Annotated in this window: 18 protein-coding genes; 5 read left to right on the top strand and 13 right to left on the bottom strand. The window is 64.7% G+C overall.

Annotated elements, in window-relative coordinates; all coding sequences use genetic code 11:
- The first annotated feature begins 101 nt into the window (after positions 1–101).
- Complete coding sequence (gene zwf, locus QCE88_RS32040) at positions 102–1,577, top strand: glucose-6-phosphate dehydrogenase (RefSeq protein ID WP_309909289.1); 1,476 nt, start codon at positions 102–104, stop codon at positions 1,575–1,577.
- Positions 1,578–1,610: 33 nt separating this feature from the next.
- Here the strand turns inward: zwf and QCE88_RS32035 are convergent, their stop codons facing one another.
- The 5 genes from QCE88_RS32035 to QCE88_RS32015 form a co-directional block, all read right to left on the bottom strand.
- Positions 1,611–2,852: an FUSC family protein gene (locus QCE88_RS32035; RefSeq protein WP_309909288.1), complete on the bottom strand. Its 1,242-nt coding sequence runs from the start codon at positions 2,850–2,852 to the stop codon at positions 1,611–1,613.
- 186 nt (positions 2,853–3,038) lie between these two features.
- Positions 3,039–3,677 (bottom strand): LysE family translocator, encoded by a 639-nt coding sequence (locus QCE88_RS32030; protein ID WP_309909287.1) that lies wholly within the window; start codon positions 3,675–3,677, stop codon positions 3,039–3,041.
- A gap of 96 nt (positions 3,678–3,773) precedes the next feature.
- The gene (locus QCE88_RS32025) at positions 3,774–5,390 is read right to left on the bottom strand and encodes an alkaline phosphatase D family protein (RefSeq protein ID WP_309909286.1); all 1,617 of its coding nucleotides are present in this window, start codon (positions 5,388–5,390) and stop codon (positions 3,774–3,776) included.
- Positions 5,348–5,938, bottom strand: coding sequence for a universal stress protein (locus QCE88_RS32020; protein WP_309909285.1), 591 nt, complete (start codon positions 5,936–5,938; stop codon positions 5,348–5,350). Before QCE88_RS32020 ends, QCE88_RS32025 begins: the two co-directional genes overlap by 43 nt.
- 27 nt (positions 5,939–5,965) lie before the next feature.
- On the bottom strand, positions 5,966–6,352 hold the full coding sequence (locus QCE88_RS32015) for a TerB family tellurite resistance protein (protein WP_309909284.1): 387 nt from the start codon (positions 6,350–6,352) through the stop codon (positions 5,966–5,968).
- 206 nt (positions 6,353–6,558) lie between these two features.
- On the opposite strand from QCE88_RS32015, the gene QCE88_RS32010 reads away from it, so the two are divergent.
- Complete coding sequence (locus tag QCE88_RS32010) at positions 6,559–7,893, top strand: MFS transporter (protein WP_309909283.1); 1,335 nt, start codon at positions 6,559–6,561, stop codon at positions 7,891–7,893.
- A gap of 248 nt (positions 7,894–8,141) precedes the next feature.
- On the opposite strand, the gene QCE88_RS32005 is transcribed toward QCE88_RS32010, so the two are convergent.
- Positions 8,142–8,687, bottom strand: coding sequence for a periplasmic heavy metal sensor (locus tag QCE88_RS32005; protein ID WP_309909282.1), 546 nt, complete (start codon positions 8,685–8,687; stop codon positions 8,142–8,144).
- A 244-nt stretch (positions 8,688–8,931) separates the two neighbouring features.
- Positions 8,932–9,699 carry an IclR family transcriptional regulator C-terminal domain-containing protein gene (locus QCE88_RS32000; protein WP_309909279.1) on the bottom strand — a complete coding sequence of 256 codons (768 nt, stop codon included), beginning with the start codon at positions 9,697–9,699 and terminating at the stop codon, positions 8,932–8,934.
- 263 nt (positions 9,700–9,962) lie between these two features.
- Here QCE88_RS32000 and QCE88_RS31995 point away from each other — a divergent pair, with 263 nt between their 5' ends.
- Complete coding sequence (locus QCE88_RS31995; protein ID WP_309909277.1) at positions 9,963–11,372, top strand: MFS transporter; 1,410 nt, start codon at positions 9,963–9,965, stop codon at positions 11,370–11,372.
- 60 nt (positions 11,373–11,432) lie between these two features.
- On the opposite strand, the gene QCE88_RS31990 is transcribed toward QCE88_RS31995, so the two are convergent.
- Entirely contained in the window at positions 11,433–12,206 is a 774-nt protein-coding gene (locus QCE88_RS31990) for an SDR family NAD(P)-dependent oxidoreductase (protein WP_309909275.1), read from the bottom strand.
- A gap of 106 nt (positions 12,207–12,312) precedes the next feature.
- Between QCE88_RS31990 and QCE88_RS31985 the strand changes: the two genes are divergently transcribed.
- On the top strand, positions 12,313–13,224 hold the full coding sequence (locus tag QCE88_RS31985; protein ID WP_309909273.1) for a LysR family transcriptional regulator: 912 nt from the start codon (positions 12,313–12,315) through the stop codon (positions 13,222–13,224).
- A gap of 6 nt (positions 13,225–13,230) precedes the next feature.
- Here the strand turns inward: QCE88_RS31985 and QCE88_RS31980 are convergent, their stop codons facing one another.
- Positions 13,231–14,277 carry a Gfo/Idh/MocA family oxidoreductase gene (locus QCE88_RS31980; protein WP_309909272.1) on the bottom strand — a complete coding sequence of 349 codons (1,047 nt, stop codon included), beginning with the start codon at positions 14,275–14,277 and terminating at the stop codon, positions 13,231–13,233.
- A 508-nt stretch (positions 14,278–14,785) separates the two neighbouring features.
- Here QCE88_RS31980 and QCE88_RS31975 point away from each other — a divergent pair.
- Positions 14,786–15,766 carry a helix-turn-helix domain-containing GNAT family N-acetyltransferase gene (locus QCE88_RS31975; protein ID WP_309909270.1) on the top strand — a complete coding sequence of 327 codons (981 nt, stop codon included), beginning with the start codon at positions 14,786–14,788 and terminating at the stop codon, positions 15,764–15,766.
- A gap of 6 nt (positions 15,767–15,772) precedes the next feature.
- Here QCE88_RS31975 and QCE88_RS31970 read toward each other — a convergent pair whose 3' ends face one another.
- The 4 genes from QCE88_RS31970 to QCE88_RS31955 all read right to left on the bottom strand — a co-directional run bounded on the left by QCE88_RS31970 (position 15,773) and on the right by QCE88_RS31955 (position 21,103).
- Positions 15,773–16,699: a dihydrodipicolinate synthase family protein gene (locus QCE88_RS31970; RefSeq protein ID WP_309909269.1), complete on the bottom strand. Its 927-nt coding sequence runs from the start codon at positions 16,697–16,699 to the stop codon at positions 15,773–15,775.
- A 14-nt stretch (positions 16,700–16,713) separates the two neighbouring features.
- Positions 16,714–18,426: an IlvD/Edd family dehydratase gene (locus QCE88_RS31965; RefSeq protein WP_309909268.1), complete on the bottom strand. Its 1,713-nt coding sequence runs from the start codon at positions 18,424–18,426 to the stop codon at positions 16,714–16,716.
- A 144-nt stretch (positions 18,427–18,570) separates the two neighbouring features.
- On the bottom strand, positions 18,571–19,893 hold the full coding sequence (locus QCE88_RS31960) for an MFS transporter (RefSeq protein ID WP_309909267.1): 1,323 nt from the start codon (positions 19,891–19,893) through the stop codon (positions 18,571–18,573).
- Between the two features lie 28 nt (positions 19,894–19,921).
- Entirely contained in the window at positions 19,922–21,103 is a 1,182-nt protein-coding gene (locus tag QCE88_RS31955) for a M20 aminoacylase family protein (protein ID WP_309909265.1), read from the bottom strand.
- Between the last annotated feature and the right edge of the window lie 35 nt (positions 21,104–21,138).

Below are 21,138 nucleotides of genomic sequence, written 5' to 3'. Positions count from 1 at the left end.
CGTGCAAAAAACCGGCAAAACATGCAACATAGCTGTCTCGTCCGATCCCGACCGATCGCCGCGCCTTTGGCTTTCTCAGACTCCTTCACGGCTCACGCACCATGACCCAACCGACTTCTCCCTCGAACGAACGCCCGCTCGACATGATCATCTTCGGCGGCGGCGGAGACCTGGCGGCACGCAAGCTGCTGCCCGCGCTGTACATGGCGCACTCGCACTGCAACCTGCCCGCCGACACGCGCATTCTCGCCATCGGCCGCAAGGACTGGACGCGCGAAGACTATCTGAAGAATTTCATGGAAGAGCAAGCGCGGCCGTTCATCGAAGACAAGGTGTTCGATGAACAGTCGTGGGACAAATTTCTCGCGCTGTTCGACTACGTGCGCGTCGACGTGGAGAATCCGTCCGACTTCCAGCGTCTCGGCCAGGCCGCGCGCCCGGGCTCGCAGCGCGTGTTCTATCTGTCGACCTCGCCCGAGTTGTTCGTCACCATTTGCGACAACCTCGACAGCGCCGGCATCCTCGACGAGCACGCGCGTGTGGTGCTGGAGAAGCCGCTGGGCCACGACCTGGCGTCGGCGCAAGCCATCAACGATGCAGTCGGCAAGCACTTCAAGGAAGAGCAGATCTACCGGATCGACCACTATCTCGGCAAGGAGACGGTGCAGAACCTGATGGTGCTGCGCTTCGGCAACGCGATCTTCGGCCCGCTGTGGCAGGCGCCGTACATCAAGAGCGTGCAGATCACGGTGTCGGAGACGGTGGGCGTGGGCAGCCGCGCGGGCTTCTACGACCATACCGGCGCATTGCGCGACATGGTGCAGAACCACTTGCTGCAGCTGCTGTGCATCGTCGCAATGGAGCCGCCCGTTTCGCTCGATCCGGACGCCGTGCGCGACGAAAAGCTCAAGGTGCTGAAGTCGCTGCGGCCGATGAGCGTGGCCGACATCGCGCGCGACACCGTGCGCGGGCAGTACACGGCGGGCGCAGTAGGCCGCGAGGCGGTGAAGGGCTATCTCGAGGAAGCCAACGTGCCGCCCGACAGCCGCGCCGAGACCTTCGTCGCCGTGCGTGCGCATATCAACAACTGGCGCTGGGCGAATGTGCCGTTCTTCCTGCGCACGGGCAAGCGCATGCAGAATCGCCGTTCGGAGATCGTCATCGATTTCGCGGATCTGCCGTTCTCCATCATCCCCGATGGCCCGCGTCATTACGGCAACCGTCTCACCATCACGTTGCAGCCGGAGGAATCCATCCAGTTGCAGATGATGGCGAAGGAACCGGGCAGCGGCATGCACATGCAGCCGGTGACGCTCAATCTGGACTTGCAGCAGGCCATGACGCAGCGTCGCGCGGAGGCGTACGAGCGGCTGCTGATCGACGTGATTCGCGGCAGGCTCACGCACTTCATGCGGCGTGACGAACTGGAAGCGGCCTGGACGTGGGTCGAACCGATCCTCAACGGCTGGAAGGAACTCGGCGACCGTCCGCGCGGCTATACGGCGGGCACCTTCGGGCCGGCGGCATCCAGCGCGCTGATGGCGCGGGAGAACCTGGCCTGGTCAGAAGAGGCCTGATGCAATAAGCATGGCGATGCGGACCGCTTCCGGTCACCGCATCGCCGTGCGCACCGTTCGCTTCTCCCACCAGACGGCACTGGCCGCCATCACGGCGGACAGCACCACGATTCCCCCGAGAATGCCCGCGAGCCGCAACGCGGCGGGCGTCGGGTCGGACGACCAGTGGTGATCCTGCACGAACACCATGATGAAGGCGATGCTGAACTGCCGGCCGACATAGCTCGCACCCAGCGCCCCGGTCTGCACGTGACAGCCGATCCACACGCCAACGCACAGCGCAATCATGCAGAGCCACGGTGAATCGCCGAGCAAGGGCAACAGCGCGAGACTCACCGCCCCTGCCAGCAGGCAGCCGATGAAGCGCTGGATCATGCGCTCCGCAACGGGCTTTCGCGTCGGCTTGCCGAGCGCCGAGGCCGGGAGGATCAGCACGGCGACGGCAGTCACCATGGCCTGCGCGAAGCCGGGCAGGTTCCACGCATAAGCCAGCGCGGCCAGGATCATGACCGCCCATGCGCTCTGCCAGGCGAGCCTCCGGCGCATTTCACGGGCCACCTGCGCGGCGCGTGCAACGTGTGAAGCCGACACGGCCTGCACCGCCTGCGCCGCGTCCGAAGGCATCACGGTGATGGCCTGCGTGCCCGCGCCATCGACGCGATCCACCGTGGACGCCGCCTGCGCGCGCGGCACCGGCGCTGCGCCGCGCCTGCGGCGGAAGTGTTGCAGGCCCGCGTGAAACAGTGCCGACACCGCCACGCACGCGCACGTCCCCACCACCACTTCCGCAACGCGCAACAGCGCGAACGAAGCCGTCGCGGAAGCGGACACGAGCCGATGCGCCTCGAAGGTCACCATCATCGACGTCACCGCGCCCAGGACCCACGCATAGCCCGCATCGGACGCGAGCGCGCGATACACCGAGACGCCCGCGATCACGCCGAGCAGCGGCACGAAGATCCACGGCACGTCGCCGATCACCGGCCCGGCAAGCGCGCCGATGATGGCCCCCGCCACGGTCCCGACCACGCGATGCACGCCGCGTTGAGCGCAGGCCGAGAACTTCGACTGCATGACCGCGAAGCCGCTGATGGCGGCCCACCAGATGTTGGTCAAGTGAAACGCGTAGGCCAATGCGACGGCCAGCGCCACCGAGAGCATGGCCTGTGTCGCGAAGAGTGCGCGCGCGGGCGTCGGGCGGAAGGCGGCGAGTTCGCGTCCCAGCGACACGAAGGCGTCGCGCACCGTGCGCGCGACGTCGGCGCCCAGGGCCATGCTGCGGGACTCGATGGAAGGGGTGCTGCGGGGTGAATCGTCGGTCGGCATCGTGCTCGGGATCCGTCTGGCGTTTAGCTTGAGCGTAGTCGCCAGCGGAGCCGAGCGCAAAACAATTGACGAGAGAATTGCATCGGGCGTTGCAGATGCGCCATCGGCGACGCATCGTAGCCGCGGCGCAGCGAGTCAGGAACGCGATGTCAGAAGACGGATGCCGGCCGCGCCGAACACGAGCGCGAGGCAGCCGTCGAGGCCGCGCTGCATGCGCTGGTAGATGCGTCGCGCGGACGGCATCGAGAACAGCGCGGCATAGCCGCCGAACACGCTCGCGCCGATACACAGGCAGCCCGCCACCACTATAAGCATATGACCGGGCCCCTCACCCGCCGACGAGCCGAGCGCCGCTACCGACATCCACACGAGAATCGCCTTCGGATTCGTGAGATGCAGCAACGCGCCGCGCACATAGAGCGCGCGGCCGCCAAGATCGCGCGCGGGCGCGGCGGAAGAACGCACCGGCGGATGCAGCGCCGCGCGTCCCGACTTGAACGCCAGCCACAACAAGTACAGTCCGCCGCAGATTTTCACGCCCGTGAGAAAGCCCGAATACGCGGTGAGCGCCGCCGACAGCCCGAGCGCCGCGAGCATCGCCCAGAAGCACGAGCCGGACATCACGCCCGCCGCGAACGCGAACGCGGGGCGGCGGCCGGACTGGCTTGCGATCGACATGATCGCAAGATTGCTCGGCCCGGGGCTCGCGGTGCCGACGAAGTACGCCGACCAGGCAATCAGCAGGTTCGCGCTGAACAAGGCGTGAAGGGTCATGGCTTGGGCGTCTCCGTTTCAATGTCGGGTGAATTGTCGCGAAGGCGCGGCGGCGGCGTCCATGCATGCATGGCGCCGGAACCGGCAGGCCAATTTCTACCCCTCGACGTCCAGCTTCACCTCATAGAGCGACTTGCCATTCAGGTCGTGCAGCGAGACGGTCATCGCGCGGCTCACCGGGTCGATCCTCGCGCGGCCATAGAACTGTTGCAGCGCCGCGGGCGAACGGTTCTGCGGATTGTCCTTCGGCACGCTCACATAGCGCAGTTCGGGACCGAAGGTCGTGTCGAGCTCGTTCGGGCCGAAGGTGCCCGCGTTGATCGGCCCGCCGACGAATTCCCAGAACGGCTTGAAGTCGGTGAACTTCGCGCGCGACGGATCGTAGTGCGTTGCCTGGGCATAGTGGACATCGGCCGTGATCCAGACGACGTTTTCGATGTTCTCCTGCTTGATGAAGCGCAGGATCTCCGCCAGCTCCAGTTCGCGGCCGAGCGGTGCGCCGTTGTCGGCGTTGGCCCAGGCTTCGAAGGTGCCTTTCGGGACATCGGGGTTCGCATCCGGCACGACGAGCGAGATGGGCATGTCGCTCGCAATCACCTTCCAAGTCGCGCGCGAAGCCTTCAGCGATGCCTTCAGCCACGCCGTCTGCTGCGAGCCGAGAAACGCGGCGTCCGCATCGAGACGCGTCTGCCGGTTCGGCGAATTGGCGCCGCGATACGAGCGTTCATCGAGCATGAAGACGTCCAGCAACGGACCGAACTGGAAGCCGCGATACACCTGCTCCGGATCCAGTTGATTGATGCGGTACGGGTTGTATTCGAACATCGCCTGCTTCGCGCGGGCTTCGAGCAGATTGATGGCGCGCGTCTGATAGCGCTTCTCCGCCGCGCCAATCTGCTGTCCCGGATACCAGTTGTTGCGCACCTCGTGATCGTCCCATTGCACGAGGAACGGCACCTCGGCGGCGAAGCGGCGCTTGTTGCGGTCGAGCTGGTTATAGGCGAAGGCGGCGCGATAGTCGTCGAGCGTTTGCGCGACGTGCGACTTGCCTTCGGTCACGAGGTTGGTCCACAGCGTGCCGTCCGGCAGTTTGACTTCGGCTTCGATCACGCTGTCCGCGTAGATCTGATCGCCCTGATGAATGAAGAAGTCCGGGGCTTCAAGGCGCATGGCTTCGTAGATGCGATAACCGCCGAAGCGTTCGTTGATGCCCCAGCCCTGCCCGGCTTCATCGCCGGAAAAGACGAAGCAGACCGGCTTGGCCGCATCGAGCGACGAGGTGCGCAGGCGTCCTGTCGCCGGTTCGCTGATGGCCTTGCCATCGACGAGATCCTGGAAGCGCACGCGATAGAACAGGTCCGCGCCCGGCGGCAGGCCGGTCAGGTCGACGCGCGCCGTGAAGTCGCTGCCCTCCAGCGCCGCCGGCCCGATGCGCCGCTGGAAGGTGCTGAAGTTCTCGCTCGTCGAGTACTCGACGATCATGCGCGCCGGCCGGTCCGTGCGGCTCCAGACAATGCCGCTGGTTGCGGTGACGTCGCCGCTCATCACGCCGCCGGGTAGTTGCGGACGCAACTTGTCGGAGGCGATGACGGCGGGCGCGACCCCTTGCGCCAGTGCATCGGCCAGACCCGCGCCGCTGAGCGCGAGTCCGGTGCCGGAGACAAGACCCTTCAACAAGGTGCGTCGGGACGGTTTGACGATGCGATCCGGCATGGCGAGCTTCCTCTCGAACGGTACGATGGGGCAGGGGTGCGCTGCGTCGAACCGGTGATGGTAAAGCGCAATGGTGTCGCTTTTGTTGCAGCAGCCGCGTCGTCAGGCTCGCGGTTCGTCGCGATCAGCACGCGGCGATTGCTGTGACGGCTCACTGCGTCGGCCATGCGCTCCTGCCAGAAGCGCCACGCAAAGGACCGCGCACGGCCGATGACGATCAGGTCCGCGTCGAACTCGCGCGCCGCCTGCGCGATCGTGCGTGCGATCGTCGCGCCGCTAGGCAGGTCGATCGTGACGCACACGCCGTTCACACTCGATGCAAGTATCGCCTGCAACGTGCGCTTCTCGACTTCACGCACCTGTTGCTCGATGCAGGCCATCGACGTGCCGAAGTCGTGTTGCACCGACGAGAGCGCCCAGAACGGCAAGCGGTCCACGACATGAAGCGCCGTCAGGCGCGCATTGCTTTCGCGGGCGCGCGCGATGCCGAGCGCAAGCGCGGCATGGCTGAGACTCGGGCCCACGGCTACCAGGATATGTTGCTGCATGATGTCGCCTCCTTGCAATGACCTGCCTCAGTGGATGAGCCACGCGCGCTTCACGGCATCGAGCACGATCGCCTCGGTGCAGGTGATGTGACCGTCCGCGACGACCGCTGTCTCGCACAGCATGAGCACCTCGCGTCTGATGCGCTCGTCGCGCACGTCCTTCGCAAGTTGTTCGACGACGCGCGCATCGACCCGGCAGGCTTCGTCCCACGTCAGATAGGAAGACTGTGTCAGGTCCTCGCACACCTCTCGCACGACCTCGTGCAGTTCGCCCGAATGCAATCCGAGCCGTCTGTAAAAGCCGCGCCGTTCGAGCGCTTCGATTTCTTTACCGCTGATATGTCCGTCCGCGATCAGCGACATCACGACGATGCGCGCCGCCGCACGCGGGCTGTCCGATGGATAGTGACGCATGGCTCTACTCCTCGATCAAAGTGCTGTAGGAAAGGCCGTACGGATGAGTGGAAGAAGCGCACCGCCTTTGCCTTGCATCGTAGGAACGCAGAATGAGCGGAAGATGAGCGCGATACCCCCACGGTATGGCCTCAGTCCCCATCGGTATTGGACGGCTGGCGCATCGCGCTCTTACTCTCCGGCATGCCAATCACAACGGAGACTTCATGAGACCGCCTCTCGATATCGCGTCGCTGATCGACCGCGAACGCGTCCGTCCTTTCCAGTGGACGATCTTCCTGCTCTGCTTCCTCACCACCTTGTTCGATGGCTTCGATACCCAGGCCATCGCCTATACCGGGCCGGCGATCGTCACGGCATTCGGACTCGCACCCGGCGATCTCGCGCCGATTCTCATCGCGGGCACGCTCGGCATGACCCTTGGCGCGATGACGCTCGGGTTGCTCGGCGACCGCGTCGGAAGGCGTCCTGCGCTGCTCGGCGGCGTCGCGCTGTTCAGCCTTGCTTCGCTCGCGACGGCCTTCGCGAGCGATACCACGCAGATCCTCGCGCTGCGCTTCATCGCCGGGCTTGGCATGGGCGGCTGCACGCCGGTTCTGCTCGCGCTCGCGGCCGAATACGGACCGGCGCGGCATCGTGGCGCCATCATGACCGGCGTGCTGCTCGGGCTGCCGGCCGGCGCGATGCTCGGCGGCCTGCTCGCCGCGCGCATGCTGCCCGTGATCGGCTGGCAGGGTGTGTTCGTCGCGGGCGGCGCGGCGCCGCTCGCGCTGCTTGTCTTGCTCTGGTTCGTGCTGCCCGAGTCGCTCCACTTTCTCGTGACGCGTTCACGCGACGATCATCGCGCCGTTCGTGCGGTGCTGGCGCGCATCGTGTCGCAACCGCTTGCTCCTGATGCGCGCTTTGCCGTGCATGAAGCCGCCGCGCGCGCGAGCGTCGGCGCGCTGTTCCGCGAAGGCAACGCGCGCAACACCGTGGCGATCTGGGCCGTGTACTGCTTCAACTGGATCGCGTGGTTCATGTTCCTTTCGTGGCTGCCGACGGTGCTGAAGGCCTCCGGCCTGCCCGCCGCGCAAGCGCCGCTCGGTACGGTCGTGGTGAACGCGGTGTTTATCGTCTGCGCGATTCCGCTCTCCATCCTGCTACCGAAGATCAGCACGCGGCGCTTGTTGATCGCGCTGCTGGCGCTGGGCATTGCCATTGCGCTCGGCCTGGCCTATGCGGGTACGTCTTGGGGATGGGTGTTCGCGCTCGCGGGCGCGGCGGGGCTTGGCATCGGCGGACAGCAGATCGCGCTGAACTATCTGGTGGTCAGCGCCTATCCGACGACCCTGCGTGCCACCGCCACCGGCTGGGCCATCGGCATGGGGCGTGTGGGGGCGATCGTGGGCTCGGCGGTCGGCGGCATGTTCCTGAACCTGGGCGGACCGAGCGGCTTCTATCTCGTGCTCGCCGTGCCGCTCGCGGCCGCGTTGCTCGCGGTGATCGCGATCCGCACCGGCGAAGGTCAGGCGGATTCATCGATGGCTACAGCGCATTGAGCGACTGTTGGCTGAGGCCGCACAGGCTTAGCGGGTGCGTTGGGCTGCATGAGACAGCACGTTTTCTCGTCTCAAGACGTGAGCCCTGTTGCGCAAGGCTCAAGCGCTTTGCGCGAAGATTGGCACGCCGCATGCATGAGAGATCGCGTCACATCGCGGCTGCCTGCCACTGACGCGATGCGACCGGGCCGGCTGCCTTGCGCACCGGCCCGTTTTTTTTTGCGCTGCGCGTGCAGCACATTGCTGCATCAAAGGCCGGTTCTCGGATCGTAAGGACGCGCCGGATGATGCGCGATGTTCTCGAACTGCGGACGCATTGCATCGCTGAAGGTCTGCTTCTGCTGATTGTTCAGCGAGCCGTAGAAGGTCAGCCATGCCTTCGCCGACTGCCCGGACAAGGGCGCGTCCTGCTGCGCCGTCTTCTGGTCGAGCGCGTGCAGTGCGGAAAGATCGAGGATCGGCTGCTTCAGCAAGGCCTGCATGCGCAACTGCATCTGGTCGGCGTTCATGCGCTCGGCGGCATGACTGTCACGCATGGCATCGAGCGCGGCTTGCCATTGCACTTCCTGATCGGGCGTGAGACTCAGTTGATCATGCAGCGTACGCAGGTTGACCGGCTGCACGTGGATGGCAGTGTCGCTCTCCATCGGCAGCGCTTGCGCATAGACCGGCGCGGAGCCGACCCCGAGTGCAAGCGCAGTGACCACGCTCACGACGGACAGCTTGAGCAGCAATGCGGTACGCGCGCCAAGGTGCGTATGCGCGGCATGTTGTACGTTGACGTTCTGGCTCATGTCGGTTCCCCTTTTCCTCGTTCGATGTTCGGATGGAGTTGCGCGCTTTCGCTGTTGCAACCATGAGGACGAGTGTAGGGAGTGTGAATGAGCGAAGAATGAGGGCTTTGCATTGCCCCCGAAAACCCTCACCTTTGGCCGGTTTGCGGGCGGCGCAAACCCTTTATATAAGGGGCTTTGTTCGAGCGAGTGCGGCCCGATCCCGAATACGCTCACCTTTAGACGTCTGCCAGACGGATAAGACTCAGATCACGTTCAACATCGACAACGCCGTTTCCTGCAACGGCTGCAGCACACGAGCGAGCGCCGCCTCGCGCGTTTCCTTTCCGATCGGCATGTTGGCCGACAGCGCGGCAACCACTTCGCCATGACGGTTCTTCATCGGCACCGCGACGCCGCGCACACCCATCTGCAATTGCTGCTCGATTTCCACATAGCCCTCGACACGCGAATGGCGAATCTTGTCGTAGAGCTGCGCCTTGTTGGTGATCGTGAGCGGCGTGAAGGGTTTGAACTCGGTGTCGTCGAGCCATTGACGCACGGCTGCTTCCTCCCGATACGCAAGCATCGCAATGCCGCCCGACATCAATGCGGCCGGCACGCGCGCGCCGAGCACGAAGCCGGTGGTCATCACGCGCGTGGAGCCGTTGCGCGCGATGATGACGAGGTCCCACTCGTCGAGCACGCTCACGTAGACCGATTCGTGGATCAGCGCGCTCAGCTGTTGCAGATACGGCTGCACGATGCGCGGCAGACGCGCCGACTCGAAGTAGGACCAGCCCATGCGCAAGACGCGCGGCGTGAGACTGAAGAGCTTGCCATCCGTCTGCACATAGCCAAGATGCGCAAGCGTCAGCAGATAGCGGCGCGCGGCCGTGCGCGTGAGGCCGGTGCGCACGGCGGCCTGGGTGGGCGTCATGCGGGCGTGCTGATCGTCGAAGGCTTCGAGGATTGCCAAGCCCTTCTCCAGCCCCGCAATCCAGTCGCGCTTGTCGAGTGCAGGTTTAGTCATGCGGACATGCTTGTTTAGTTATGGAACAACGGCTGTTTCGGACGCAGAGGGTGCGCATTGGCTAGTGCTAACCCCAAAAGCGTTCGATTAACGCACACACGCGTACGATAATCGCGCAAAATCTATCACAGAATGTTGATTGAAAGGGGTTGCGCTCTTATTCTCCAATCACTTTCAGAGCGACGCGTGTTTCAAGACTCGACTCTCCGCCGCTCGGCCAGTTTCCAGGCTCAACTCCATAAACCTATTTCGGAGACATTTCTATGGCTAGCCCGATGGAAGACGCGCACAGCGGCCGCCAGGCGAAAAAAGCGACGGCGAGCGGATGGATCGGCTCGGCGCTCGAGTACTACGACTTCTTCATCTACGCACAAGCGGCAGCACTGATTTTCCCGCAATTGTTCTTCCCGTCGGGCAATCCGAAAGTGGCGATCATCGCGTCGCTGGCGACGTACGGCGTGGGTTACGTGGCGCGTCCGATCGGCGCATTCGTGCTCGGCCATCTGGGCGACACGCACGGCCGCAAGAACGTCCTCTTGATCTGCATGTTCCTGATGGGCTTCTCGACGATGGCCGTCGGTCTCCTGCCGACGTATCACCAGATCGGCATGTTCGCCCCCGCGTTGCTCGTGGTGCTGCGCCTGGTCCAGGGTTTCGCGGTCGCTGGTGAGATCTCGGGTGCAAGCTCGATGATTCTCGAACACGCGCCGTTCGGACGCCGTGGCTACTACGCGAGTTTCACGCTGCAAGGCGTGCAGGCCGGCCAGATTCTCGCGGCCGCCGTGTTCCTGCCGCTCGCCACGTTCATGCCGGAAGACATGTTCAATGCGTGGGGCTGGCGCGTGCCGTTCCTGCTGTCGGCATTCGTGCTGGTGGCCGGCTACATCATCCGCAAGGAAGTGCATGAAACGCCGGCCTTCACGTCCGAAGGCGCGCACGGCGACCTGCCGAAATCGCCGATCAAGGAAGCGTTCGCCAACAGCTCGCCCGACATGGTCCGCGTGGTCTGCATGGCGCTGATGAACGTGATCCCGGTCGTCGCGACGATCTTCGGTGCGGCGTATGCGGTGCAGTCTTCGTACGGCATCGGCTTCCACAAGAGCGTGTATCTGTGGATTCCGGTGGTCGGCAACATCGTTGCGGTGCTGGTGATTCCGTTCGTCGGCAACCTGTCGGACAAGATCGGCCGACGCCCGATGATGATCGGCGGTTCCCTGGTCTCCGGCCTGCTGTCGTTCGGCTATCTGTATGCGATCAGCATCCACAACGTGCCCCTCGCGTTCCTGATGTCGCTGCTGATGTGGGGCGTCGTGTATCAAGGCTATAACGCGATCTTCCCGAGCTTCTACCCGGAACTGTTCCCGACCCGCTCGCGTGTTTCGGCCATGGCGATTGCGCAGAACATCGGCACGACCATCACGGCTCTGCTGCCCGCGCTGTTTGCCGCAGTGGCGCCGCCGGGATCGAACAACATCCCGCTGACGGTCGGCGCGATTGCGTTCGGCGTGACGATCATCGCCGCGATTGCAGCGTACTCGGCACGTGAGACGTATCGCATCCGCCTGAACGATCTGGGCAAGAAGGACGCGGTGCCGATGAGCGAACAGGAGTACGAGCGCCTGCGCGCCGACTCGATGAACGTGGAGAAGGTCGCCAAGGCGCGCCACGCGTAAGACAGGTTGTGCTGGAGTGATTGGACGGGCCCTTGCGTTGCAGGGCCCGTTTTTTTATGCTCAGCGCTCGATTCTCACGCCGGACAGACGCTCGCATTGTTCGATCAGCGCATCCTGCAACGCCTCGTTGCGCGCAGCGGGATCGCAGTCCCGCTCCCGCATGTGGAAGAAGTAGCGGCCCGTCACGCGCGCCGGTTGATCGTCGCTGACCGCGAGCCACGCCTGCGTGCGATGCGCGAGATCCAGATCATCCGGAGCCGATGCGCCGCCCATCTTCGTCGGCACCCATCCCGGTTCGAGCGCATTCGACAACACGCCTGGCCAGTAACGCGCGGCCGCACACGCCAGCAGCACGTCCATGAACTTGCTTTCCGCATAAGCCTGCGCGCCGCGCCAGGGCCGTTGCGTCCAGGCGAGATCACCGAGGTTCGCGCGCGAGCCGTGATGCATGCCCGAACTGAGATACACGAGCCGCGCGGGCTTGTCGATCAACGCCGTCAGCACGTAGGGCGCGAGCACGTTGATGGCGAAGACCTGCGGCAGTCCGTCTTCGGTTTCAACGCGACGCGGTTCGCGGTAACCGATGCCCGCGTTGTGAATCACCGCATCGAAACGTCCGAGTGCGTTCACCTGCGCGGCGACGTCGCGCATGGCGGCAATGCCTGCAAGATCGCCGGTCACGATCGCCTCGGCTTCCGGCATGGCGGCTCGTGCGTCATCGGCGCGCGCCGCATTGCGTGCGTGCAGCACGACTTGATGTCCTTCGTCGAGCAGAAGCCGCGCCGCCATGGCGCCGAGTCCGTCAGTCGATCCTGTGATGAAGATGCGCGCCATGTACTGCCTCCCTTGTTTCAGCCAATTGAACCGAACTCATTCTGCGCGCAATCATCCGGCTTCGCGATAACATGAATGACATAGGGTCAATGACGCGGAGGCATGAATGGCCGGCTTCAATGAACGCATTCTGAACGGCATCAGCGTGTTCGCGGCGATCGTCGATGCGGGCACCTTCGCGGCAGCGGGCGACCGCCTCGGCATGTCGCAGCCCGGCGTGAGCCGTGCCATTGCGCGGCTGGAAGCACGCCTCAAGATCCGCTTGTTCGACCGCACCACGCGCAGCGTCGCGCTCACCGACGACGGCCGGCGTTTCTTCGAACACGTCATGCCGCATCTTGCCGGTCTGGAGGAAGCCGCGGCGATGGCATCGGGCGGCGCGACCCTGGTGCGCGGACGCCTGCGCGTGAATGTGGATCCGATCTTCTCGCGGCTATTGCTCGGACCGAAGCTCGATGCCTTCCTGAAGGCGCACCCGGATCTCGAACTGGAACTCATCACGAGTGACCGGCTCGGCGACATGATCGCGGACGGCTTCGATCTCGCCATCCGTTTCGGCGCGCCGCGTGATTCAAGCCTGATCGGGCGCAAGCTGCTCGATACACCGGTTCGAACGGTCGCCGCGCCGTCCTATCTGAAGCGTCGCGGCAAGCCCGCGACGCCGCAGGCACTCGCCGATGACGCGCACACCTGCATCGAGTTCCGCGATCCTGAAACGGGGCGGCCCTTTGTGTGGGAGTTTCATCGCAAGAAGAAGCGCCTGACGGTCGAGACGCGCGGGCGCCTGACCTTGAACGATCCAGGCACGATGCTGAACACCTTGTTGTCGGGCTATGGCATCGCGCAGATTCTCGCGCTCGGGCATGAACACCTGATCGAGAGCGGCAAGCTGATCGACCTGTTCCCCGACTGGCCCGACGAACGCTTCCCGCTCTATGCATATCATCCGTCGCGGCATCATCCGCCGGCCAAGACCCGCGCGTTTCTCGATCTCGTCGTGGGTCTGACCGGCGCGTGAAGCCGGCTAAAGCGTGACCGGCTTGCCGCTGCGCGCGCTGGCGATGATCGCCGCAAGCGTCGCCGCGTTGTCGAGACTGACTTGCGCGTAATAGTCGATGGCGGCGGTGTCGTGCGTCGCGACCATGCGTGCGAAGCTTTCCGCCGCGAACAGGAATCCGCTGCCCGTTGCTGCCTGCACTGCTTCGAACGGCACCGAGTTCGGAATGCCGCGCCGCACGCGCAACTGGCTCGGCAAATAGCCGACCGCATCGCCGGACGCCTCGTCGCTGGTGTGATTCAGGTACTCGGTATCGATCGTGCCCTGCGTGCCGATGATGCTTGCATAGCGATGATTCGCGGCATCCATCGAACACGACACCTGCGCGCGCCGGCCGTCTTCATAGACGAGCGTCGCCATGAGACTGATATCGACGTTGCTGTCGGCCCACGTTGCCACGGCATCGACACGGCTCGGCGCGCTGCCCATCACGAGTCGAATCAGGCTCAGCGGATAGCTGCCTGCGTCGAGCAGCGCGCCGCCGCCGAGCTCCGGCTTCATGCGGATGTTCGCACCCGGATTGCCCACCGTGAAGCCAAAGCACGCCTGAATGGCGCGCACCTCGCCAACGGCGCCCTCGCCGATCAGCGACATCATCGCGGCCGTCTGCGGCTGGAAGTAGAACGGGAACGCTTCGAGCAGCATCACGCCGTTGCGGTCGGCGGCGTCGAACATGCGTGCGGCTTCATCGCGATCCAGCGCGAGCGGCTTTTCGCACAGGATGTGCTTGCCGTGATTCGCGGCCTTGATCGCCCACTCTGCATGCAGGCTGTTCGGCAAGGGAAGATAAATGGCGTCGATGTCCGGACTGGCAAGCATGGCGTCATAGCTGCCGAACCAGGTATCGATATGGTTGGCTTCGGCGAACGCCTGCGCATTCGCATCGCTGCGGCTCGCGACGGCGACGACGCGCACCGTCTGGCTCGGCTGGACGTCGCGCGTGAACTGACGCGCGATGTTCGCGCCGCCGAGAACGCCAACACGCAACACGGAAGAAGTCGATTGAGATGACACAGCAGGCTCTCCTTATTTGTACGATTCAGTACACGCCCGGCAACGTTATCACAATCGGGTGCGCCTCAGGGCGCGCATGCATCAGGGCGCACCTTTGTGCCACGACGCTCCGGCGGGACATGGCAATTGTCTACGCGTTGCTCGTCGCTGGACTTGTCGCCCAAGCGTTCCTTGAGCGTCTTGGGCTCGGCTGCCGACGCCGCGTCAGGCGCCGAGGCCTGCGTTGCATGCGCCATGCCATGCGAAACAATGCACATGCAGAGGAAAAGCGTAATGGGCTTCATCATCGACGTGCTCCTCAAGCGAGACTAACCAGCATCGCGCTTGCGCAGCACGGACGCACGCCGATTCTTGCGCTCTCGTCCACGCATGCAATCCGCAGACGATAGATTGCCTTCAAGGTGAGCGTTTTCGGGAGCCATGCCAGCACACCGAAGACTTGCGAAAGTTGCACATCGCAACTAATATCCAGCTACGCGAATCCAGTCGCGTGATTCACGGAGCAAGCATGGATATCATCGATACACCCCTTCAGCCGCGCGCGCAGACCATTCTCGAACTGCGCGAATTCTCACGCAAGCTCGTGCGCGAACTGGGCTTCATGCGCCATACGCTCGCCGACAGCGGCCTCGCGCCTTCGGCGGTACACGCGATCATCGAGATCGGCGCGAAGCCCGGCATCCAGGCGCGCGATCTCGCCAGCATTCTCCGTCTCGACAAGTCGAATGCGAGCCGCCAGATCGCGCGGCTAGAAGCGGCCGAACTCGTGATGCGTCAGACATCGAGCGACGACGCCCGCTCGTCCGAGCTCTACCTCACCGCGGCAGGACAGAAACTGCGCCGCAAGATCGACAAGTTCGCAACCGACCAGGTCTCCGACGCCTTGCGCCGCCTCGTGCCTGAAGATCAGCAAACGCTGGTGCGTTCTCTCGCGTTGTATGCGGACGCGCTCGCGCAAGGTCACGAGCGCACGCGCACAGCCGCGCCGCCTGTGAGCAGCGCGCGTATCGTCGATGGCTACCGGCCCGGCTGCATCGGCGATATCGCCAGCCTGCATGCGCGTTTCTATGCGCATCATGCGGGCTTCGGCGTGTACTTCGAGCGCAAGGTCGCCACGGAACTCGCCGCGTTCGCTGAAGGCCTGCCGGCGCCGGGCCGGGCCTTGTGGCTCGTGATGGAAGGCGAACGCACGCTCGGCTCGCTCGCCATCGACGGCGATCTGAAGAAGCGCGTCGCGCATCTGCGCTGGTTCATCGTCGACGGCAGTTTGAGAGGCAGCGGCATGGGACGGCAACTCATGTCGCGCGCGATGACCTTCGTCGATGCGCATTACGACGAAACCTATCTCTGGACCTTCAAGAGTCTCGATGCCGCGCGTCATCTGTACGAGTCGCTCGGCTTCACGCTGGCGGAAGAGGCCGAAGGCACGCAATGGGGCGCCACGGTGACAGAGCAGCGCTTCACGCGGCGCTCGACGTCACCGGGCTGAGTAAGTTCAACGCCTGACGGCGCGCGACGTCGGCCCGAGACGTTGCGCGAAGCGCCGCGCGCATTCGATGCCGAACGCCGTGGGCTTTGCGCCACGGTCGAAGGCCACGTCGAAGCCCATGCGCCACGCAGCGATGCGCTTGCCGTAACAGGTGAGCGTTTCCAGGGACTGCATCACGAAGACGATCTCGGGCAGCACCTCCGCATAACGTGCTTCGGCTTCCTGTTCACGGCCCTCGACAAACGCGGTGTGAATCGCGACCTGATGATCGAACGCATCCGGCGCCACGATCAGGCCGTCGCAACCCGCGCGGAGATTATCGACGAGTTCCTGTCCGCCCCGGCCATTGAACACGGAAAGCGTCTGGCCGAGTGCGTGCAGATGATCGATGGTCGCGCGTATCGTCACGGCGGGCCCTTCGCCCTTGAGCAGACGAAAACCAGGCCGCTCGCCGGCCAGTTGCGCAAGCGCTTGCGGCGACAGGCCCACGCCGAGATATTCCGGCGCGTTCTGGATGCCCGCCTGAGCGCCCGTGCGTTCGAGCACGGCCGCGAAAAAGTCGTAGTAGAACGACTCGGGCTCGCCGCGCTTCGAAGGCGGCTGGAGAATCAGCCAGGAGGCGCCGCGTTCGAGCGCATGGTCGGCGAGCGCGGCTTGTGCATCGACGCTATCGCCTGAAATCGTCACCGCGAGCGGCACGCGGCCGTCGATGTGCGCGGCGCACACATCGATCATCACGCGCTTTTCCTCGTCCGACAGACGATTCACTTCAGTCGCCAGTCCGAGTGTCACGATGGCCGGCGCGCCGGCTGCAAGCGTCGCGTCGATCTGCGCGCGCGTGGCACGCGTGTCGAGTTGGTTGGATGCATCGAAATAGGCGTAGAGCACCGGCCACATGCCGGGCGGAGGCGGAGGCAGCAATGGCGTGGACATGAATCACCCTCCGCTCAATGCGAATCGCGCGGCACCGGCGCGCCGCTCGAACCGACGAGAAAGTCCAGGTCCGCGCCCTGGTCTGCCTGCAACACATGTTCGACGTAGAGACGGTAATAGCCGCGTCGCGGCAGTTCAGGCGCTTGCCATGCGGCGCGGCGTCTCGCCAGTTCTTCGTCCGATACATCGAGATGCAGTCGCCGCGCCGCCACGTCGAGTTCGATCATGTCGCCGGTTTGCACCAGCGCCAGCGGCCCGCCCGCCGCCGCCTCGGGCGACACGTGCAGTACCACCGCGCCATAGGCCGTGCCGCTCATGCGGCCGTCCGAGATGCGGACCATGTCCGTGATGCCTTTCTGCAGCACCTTGCGCGGCAGCGGCATGTTGCCCACTTCCGCGAAGCCCGGATAGCCCTTCGGCCCCGCGCCCTTCAACACCATGATGCAATGCTCGTCGATGTCGAGCGCGTCGTCGTCCACCTTCGCGTGCAGTTCCTCGACGTTCTCGAAGACCACCGCGCGGCCGCGATGTTTCAACAGCGACTGCGTTGCCGCCGAAGGCTTGATCACCGCGCCGTTCGGCGCAAGATTACCCTTCAGCACCGCGATGCCGGCATGCGGCTTGAACGGCTGCGCAAATGAGGTGATGACCTTTTCGTCGTAGTTGGGCGCGTCGCTCACGTTGTCCCAGAGCGTGCGGCCGTTCACCGTGAGCGCGTCGCGATGCAGCAGTCCCTGCTCGCCCAGCTGACGCAGCACCGCGGGCAGTCCGCCCGCGTAGTAGAAGTCTTCCATCAGGAATTCGCCCGATGGCTGGAGGTTCACCAGACACGGCACCTCGCTGCCAAGCTCCCAGTCTTCGAGCGTCAGTTCAACCCCGATGCGCTTCGCCAGCGCGATCAGATGCACGACCGCATTTGTCGAACCGCCGATGGCCGCATTGGTGCGAATCGCATTCTCGAAGGCCTCGCGCGTGAGGATGCGGTCCATCGTGAGATCGTCCCTGACCATGTCCACGATGCGCCGCCCCGCCATGTGAGCCAGCACCTGGCGGCGAGCGTCGACAGCGGGAATCGCCGCGTTGTGCGGCAGACCCATGCCGAGCGATTCGACCATCGAAGCCATCGTCGATGCCGTGCCCATCGTCATGCAATGGCCGCGGGAGCGGTTCATGCACGACTCGGCGTCGACGAACTCCTCCTGCGTCATGCGGCCCGCGCGCACTTCCTCCGACATCTGCCACACGCCGGTGCCGGAGCCGATCGTGCCGCCGCGAAAGCGTCCGTTGAGCATCGGTCCGCCCGACACCGCGAGCGCAGGCAGGTTGCACGACGCGGCGCCCATCAGCAGCGCGGGCGTGGTCTTGTCGCAGCCGACCAGCAGAATGACGCCATCGATGGGATTGCCGCGAATCGATTCCTCGACGTCCATCGACGCGAGATTGCGAAACAGCATGGCCGTGGGCCGCAGATTGGATTCGCCGAGCGACATCACCGGAAACTCCAGCGGCAAGCCGCCCGCCTCGCGCACGCCGCGCTTCACGTATTCGGCCAGTTCACGGAAGTGCGCGTTGCAGGGCGTCAGTTCGGACCACGTGTTGCAGATGCCGATCACCGGACGGCCATCGAATTCGTCGTGCGGAATGCCCTGGTTCTTCATCCACGAACGATGGATGAACGCGTCCTTGTCGTTGCCGCCAAACCAGCTTTGCGAACGCAGCTTGCGCATGGATGTCCCCTTTTCTTGTTGGCCTGCTTCATTGGCCTGTTTCAGGATGTGGGGTCCAGCGTCAAGGGCTCGCGTGCGCCGGACAGGTCGAGTTATACACCTCGTTCGCCTGTCCGGTCCGGATTGCGGCGCGACGATCCACGCTCAGTCGAGCGTCTCCCGTGAACGCTCGCGCATGCAGGCCACCGCAATCACGGAGAGCGCGCCGCAGCCCATCACGTACCACGCCGGCGCCATCACGTTCTTCGTGATGAGAATCAGCGAGGTGACGAAGAACTGCGCGAAGCCTCCGAAGATCGCGACGCCGAGGCTGTAGACAATGGCCGCGCCCGTTGCGCGCACGGAACGCGGGAAGAGTTCACCGAGCATCGCGCCAGTCGGGCCGACATTGAGCGAATGCACGATGGACAGCACCGTGACGACGGCGAGCAAGGTACCGGTGGTCGGCACTTGGTTGAGCAGCACGAAGGCCGGCCAGATCGCGATCATCAGCACGATGCGGGTGGTTTGCGCCAGCCGGTTGCGGCCGATGCAGTCCGACAGATAACCGCCGATCGGCGCGACGACGAAGAGAATCGCGCCCGATACGCAGCCTGACAGCATCGACGTCCAGCCCGGCAGACCGAGCGTCTTCACGCCGTAGATGGACAAATAGAACACGATGATGAAGTGCGCCGCAGTGCCGCCGATCGTCAGACCGAGGCCATTGAGCACGGCGCGGCCATGTTCGCGCAACACCGTCACGAGCGGAAGCTTCGCCGTCTTTGGCGCGGCTTCGAGGGGGTTGCGGGGCGCTTCTTCCATCGTGCGGCGCAGCCACCAGCCGACCGGCACGATGGCCGTGCCGATGATGAACGGCACGCGCCAGCCCCAGCTTTCGAGTTGCGCCTGGGTCAGCAAGGCCGTGAGCGCCACGCCGGTCAATGCGCCCGCGAGCGCCGACAAACCCTGGCTGGCGAATTGCCACGACGCATAGAAACCGCGCCGGTTGGCGGGCGCCTGTTCGAGCAGCAGCGTGGTGGATGCGCCCACTTCGCCACCCGCCGAGAATCCCTGGATCAGCCGCGCCAGCACGAGGATGAGCGGCGCGGCGAGGCCGGCCTGCGCGAAGGTCGGCGCGACCGCGATCATCGCGGTGCCGAGCGCCATCAGGCCGAGCGTCAGCAGCATCGCCTTCTTGCGCCCGGCGCGATCCGCATACATGCCGATCAACAAGCCGCCGATCGGACGCGTGAAGAAGCCCACGCCGAAGCTCGCCACGGCCAGCAGCAACTGGCCGACTGGATCGTGCACCGGAAAGAACAGCTTGCCGATGACGAGCGCGAAGAACGCATAGACCGTGAAGTCGTAGAACTCGAGCGCATTGCCGACGGCCGCCGCCGCAACGAGGCGCATGCGCGCCGCCCGGCTGGCGGGGGCCGGTGCAATGGACGAGGAAGTGGCGCTGGCCAGTGTGGACATATTCATCATGAGTTCCGCGATGTCGGACCGAAGGTCAGTCGGCGAGCCAGGCTTCGGCCAGGCGCACCCAGTAGCTCGCGCCCGTCGCGAGGATGTCGTCGTTGAAGTCATAGCCCGGGTTATGGACCATGCAGCCTCCCTTCGACCCGACGCCATTGCCGATCCATGCATACGCGCCCGGGCACGCTTCGAGCATGAAAGCGAAGTCCTCGCTGCCCATCAACGGTTTCGCTGCCGGCTCGACGCGCTGTGTGCCGAGCATCTGCACGGCGACCTCGGTGGCGAAGGCGGTTGGTGCTTCGTGATTCACGAGCACGGGATAGCCGAGCTCGTAGTCGATTTCGGCCGTGCAGCCGTAGGACAGTGCCTGCGCGTGAACGAGCGCGGTAATGCGTTCCTGCAGCAGCGCGCGCACGCCTGCATCGAGCGCCCGTACCGAAAGCTTCAACAGCGCGGTTTCGGGAATCACGTTGTTGGCTTCGCCCGCCTGCACGCTGCCGACCGAGACCACGGCGGGCTTCTGCGCATCCACTTCGCGCGCCACGATGCTGTTGAGCCCCAGCATGATCGATGCGACGGCCGGCATCGGATCGCGCGCGGCATGCGGCATCGCGCCATGGCCGCCGACGCCGCGCACCACGATATTCACGCGATCCGACGACGCCATGCCCGGGCCAGGTGTGAAGAACATGTCGCCGGCCGGCAGACCGGGCATGTTGTGCAGGCCGAACACGGCATCGCACGGGAACTGTTCGAAGAGTCCGTCTTCGAGCATGGCGCGCGCACCGGCCTCGCCTTCCTCGGCGGGCTGGAAGATCACGATCAGCGTGCCCGAGAACTGGCGGCTGTCGGCAAGATAGCGCGCGGCGCACAGCAGCATGGCGGTGTGACCGTCGTGTCCGCACGCGTGCATCGTGCGAGCGTGCTGGCTCGTGTACGGCAGCCCGGTGGCTTCCTCGATCGGCAGCGCATCCATGTCCGCGCGCAAGCCGATGCGCTTGCCGCCCTCACCCTGCTTCAGCACCCCCACAATGCCCGTCCGGCCCAGACCGCGATGGACTTCATAGCCCCATTGCGCGAGCAGGCCAGCGACGAGTTCGCTCGTTTGGGTTTCTTCAAAGGCCAGTTCCGGGTGCGCGTGAATGCGCCGGCGTACTTCGACAAATTCCTGCGCGATGGCGGCGATGCCGGGAATGACGGGTTCGACTGACAACATGAAGGCTCCTCCTTGCTCGATGCGATTCGATGTGC

This window comes from Caballeronia sp. LZ035 (genome assembly GCF_031451175.1).
Lineage (GTDB): Bacteria > Pseudomonadota > Gammaproteobacteria > Burkholderiales > Burkholderiaceae > Caballeronia.
Note: the sequence above shows the minus strand (reverse complement) of the source record. Positions and strands in the feature narration are given on the sequence as shown.

What these genes read in the sequence shown, in the direction of transcription:
- QCE88_RS32020 (WP_309909285.1), bottom strand. Translation starts at nt 5,938, where the DNA reads ATGCAGCAACATATCCTGGTAGCCGTGGGCCCGAGTCTCAGCCATGCC.
- QCE88_RS32010 (WP_309909283.1), top strand. Translation starts at nt 6,559, where the DNA reads ATGAGACCGCCTCTCGATATCGCGTCGCTGATCGACCGCGAACGCGTC.
- QCE88_RS32005 (WP_309909282.1), bottom strand. Translation starts at nt 8,687, where the DNA reads ATGAGCCAGAACGTCAACGTACAACATGCCGCGCATACGCACCTTGGC.
- QCE88_RS32015 (WP_309909284.1), bottom strand. Translation starts at nt 6,352, where the DNA reads ATGCGTCACTATCCATCGGACAGCCCGCGTGCGGCGGCGCGCATCGTC.
- QCE88_RS31960 (WP_309909267.1), bottom strand. Translation starts at nt 19,893, where the DNA reads ATGAATATGTCCACACTGGCCAGCGCCACTTCCTCGTCCATTGCACCG.
- QCE88_RS32035 (WP_309909288.1), bottom strand. Translation starts at nt 2,852, where the DNA reads ATGGCCCTGGGCGCCGACGTCGCGCGCACGGTGCGCGACGCCTTCGTG.
- QCE88_RS32025 (WP_309909286.1), bottom strand. Translation starts at nt 5,390, where the DNA reads ATGCCGGATCGCATCGTCAAACCGTCCCGACGCACCTTGTTGAAGGGT.
- QCE88_RS31965 (WP_309909268.1), bottom strand. Translation starts at nt 18,426, where the DNA reads ATGCGCAAGCTGCGTTCGCAAAGCTGGTTTGGCGGCAACGACAAGGAC.
- QCE88_RS32030 (WP_309909287.1), bottom strand. Translation starts at nt 3,677, where the DNA reads ATGACCCTTCACGCCTTGTTCAGCGCGAACCTGCTGATTGCCTGGTCG.
- QCE88_RS31985 (WP_309909273.1), top strand. Translation starts at nt 12,313, where the DNA reads ATGGCCGGCTTCAATGAACGCATTCTGAACGGCATCAGCGTGTTCGCG.
- QCE88_RS31955 (WP_309909265.1), bottom strand. Translation starts at nt 21,103, where the DNA reads ATGTTGTCAGTCGAACCCGTCATTCCCGGCATCGCCGCCATCGCGCAG.
- zwf (WP_309909289.1), top strand. Translation starts at nt 102, where the DNA reads ATGACCCAACCGACTTCTCCCTCGAACGAACGCCCGCTCGACATGATC.
- QCE88_RS32000 (WP_309909279.1), bottom strand. Translation starts at nt 9,699, where the DNA reads ATGACTAAACCTGCACTCGACAAGCGCGACTGGATTGCGGGGCTGGAG.
- QCE88_RS31975 (WP_309909270.1), top strand. Translation starts at nt 14,786, where the DNA reads ATGGATATCATCGATACACCCCTTCAGCCGCGCGCGCAGACCATTCTC.
- QCE88_RS31995 (WP_309909277.1), top strand. Translation starts at nt 9,963, where the DNA reads ATGGCTAGCCCGATGGAAGACGCGCACAGCGGCCGCCAGGCGAAAAAA.
- QCE88_RS31990 (WP_309909275.1), bottom strand. Translation starts at nt 12,206, where the DNA reads ATGGCGCGCATCTTCATCACAGGATCGACTGACGGACTCGGCGCCATG.
- QCE88_RS31970 (WP_309909269.1), bottom strand. Translation starts at nt 16,699, where the DNA reads ATGTCCACGCCATTGCTGCCTCCGCCTCCGCCCGGCATGTGGCCGGTG.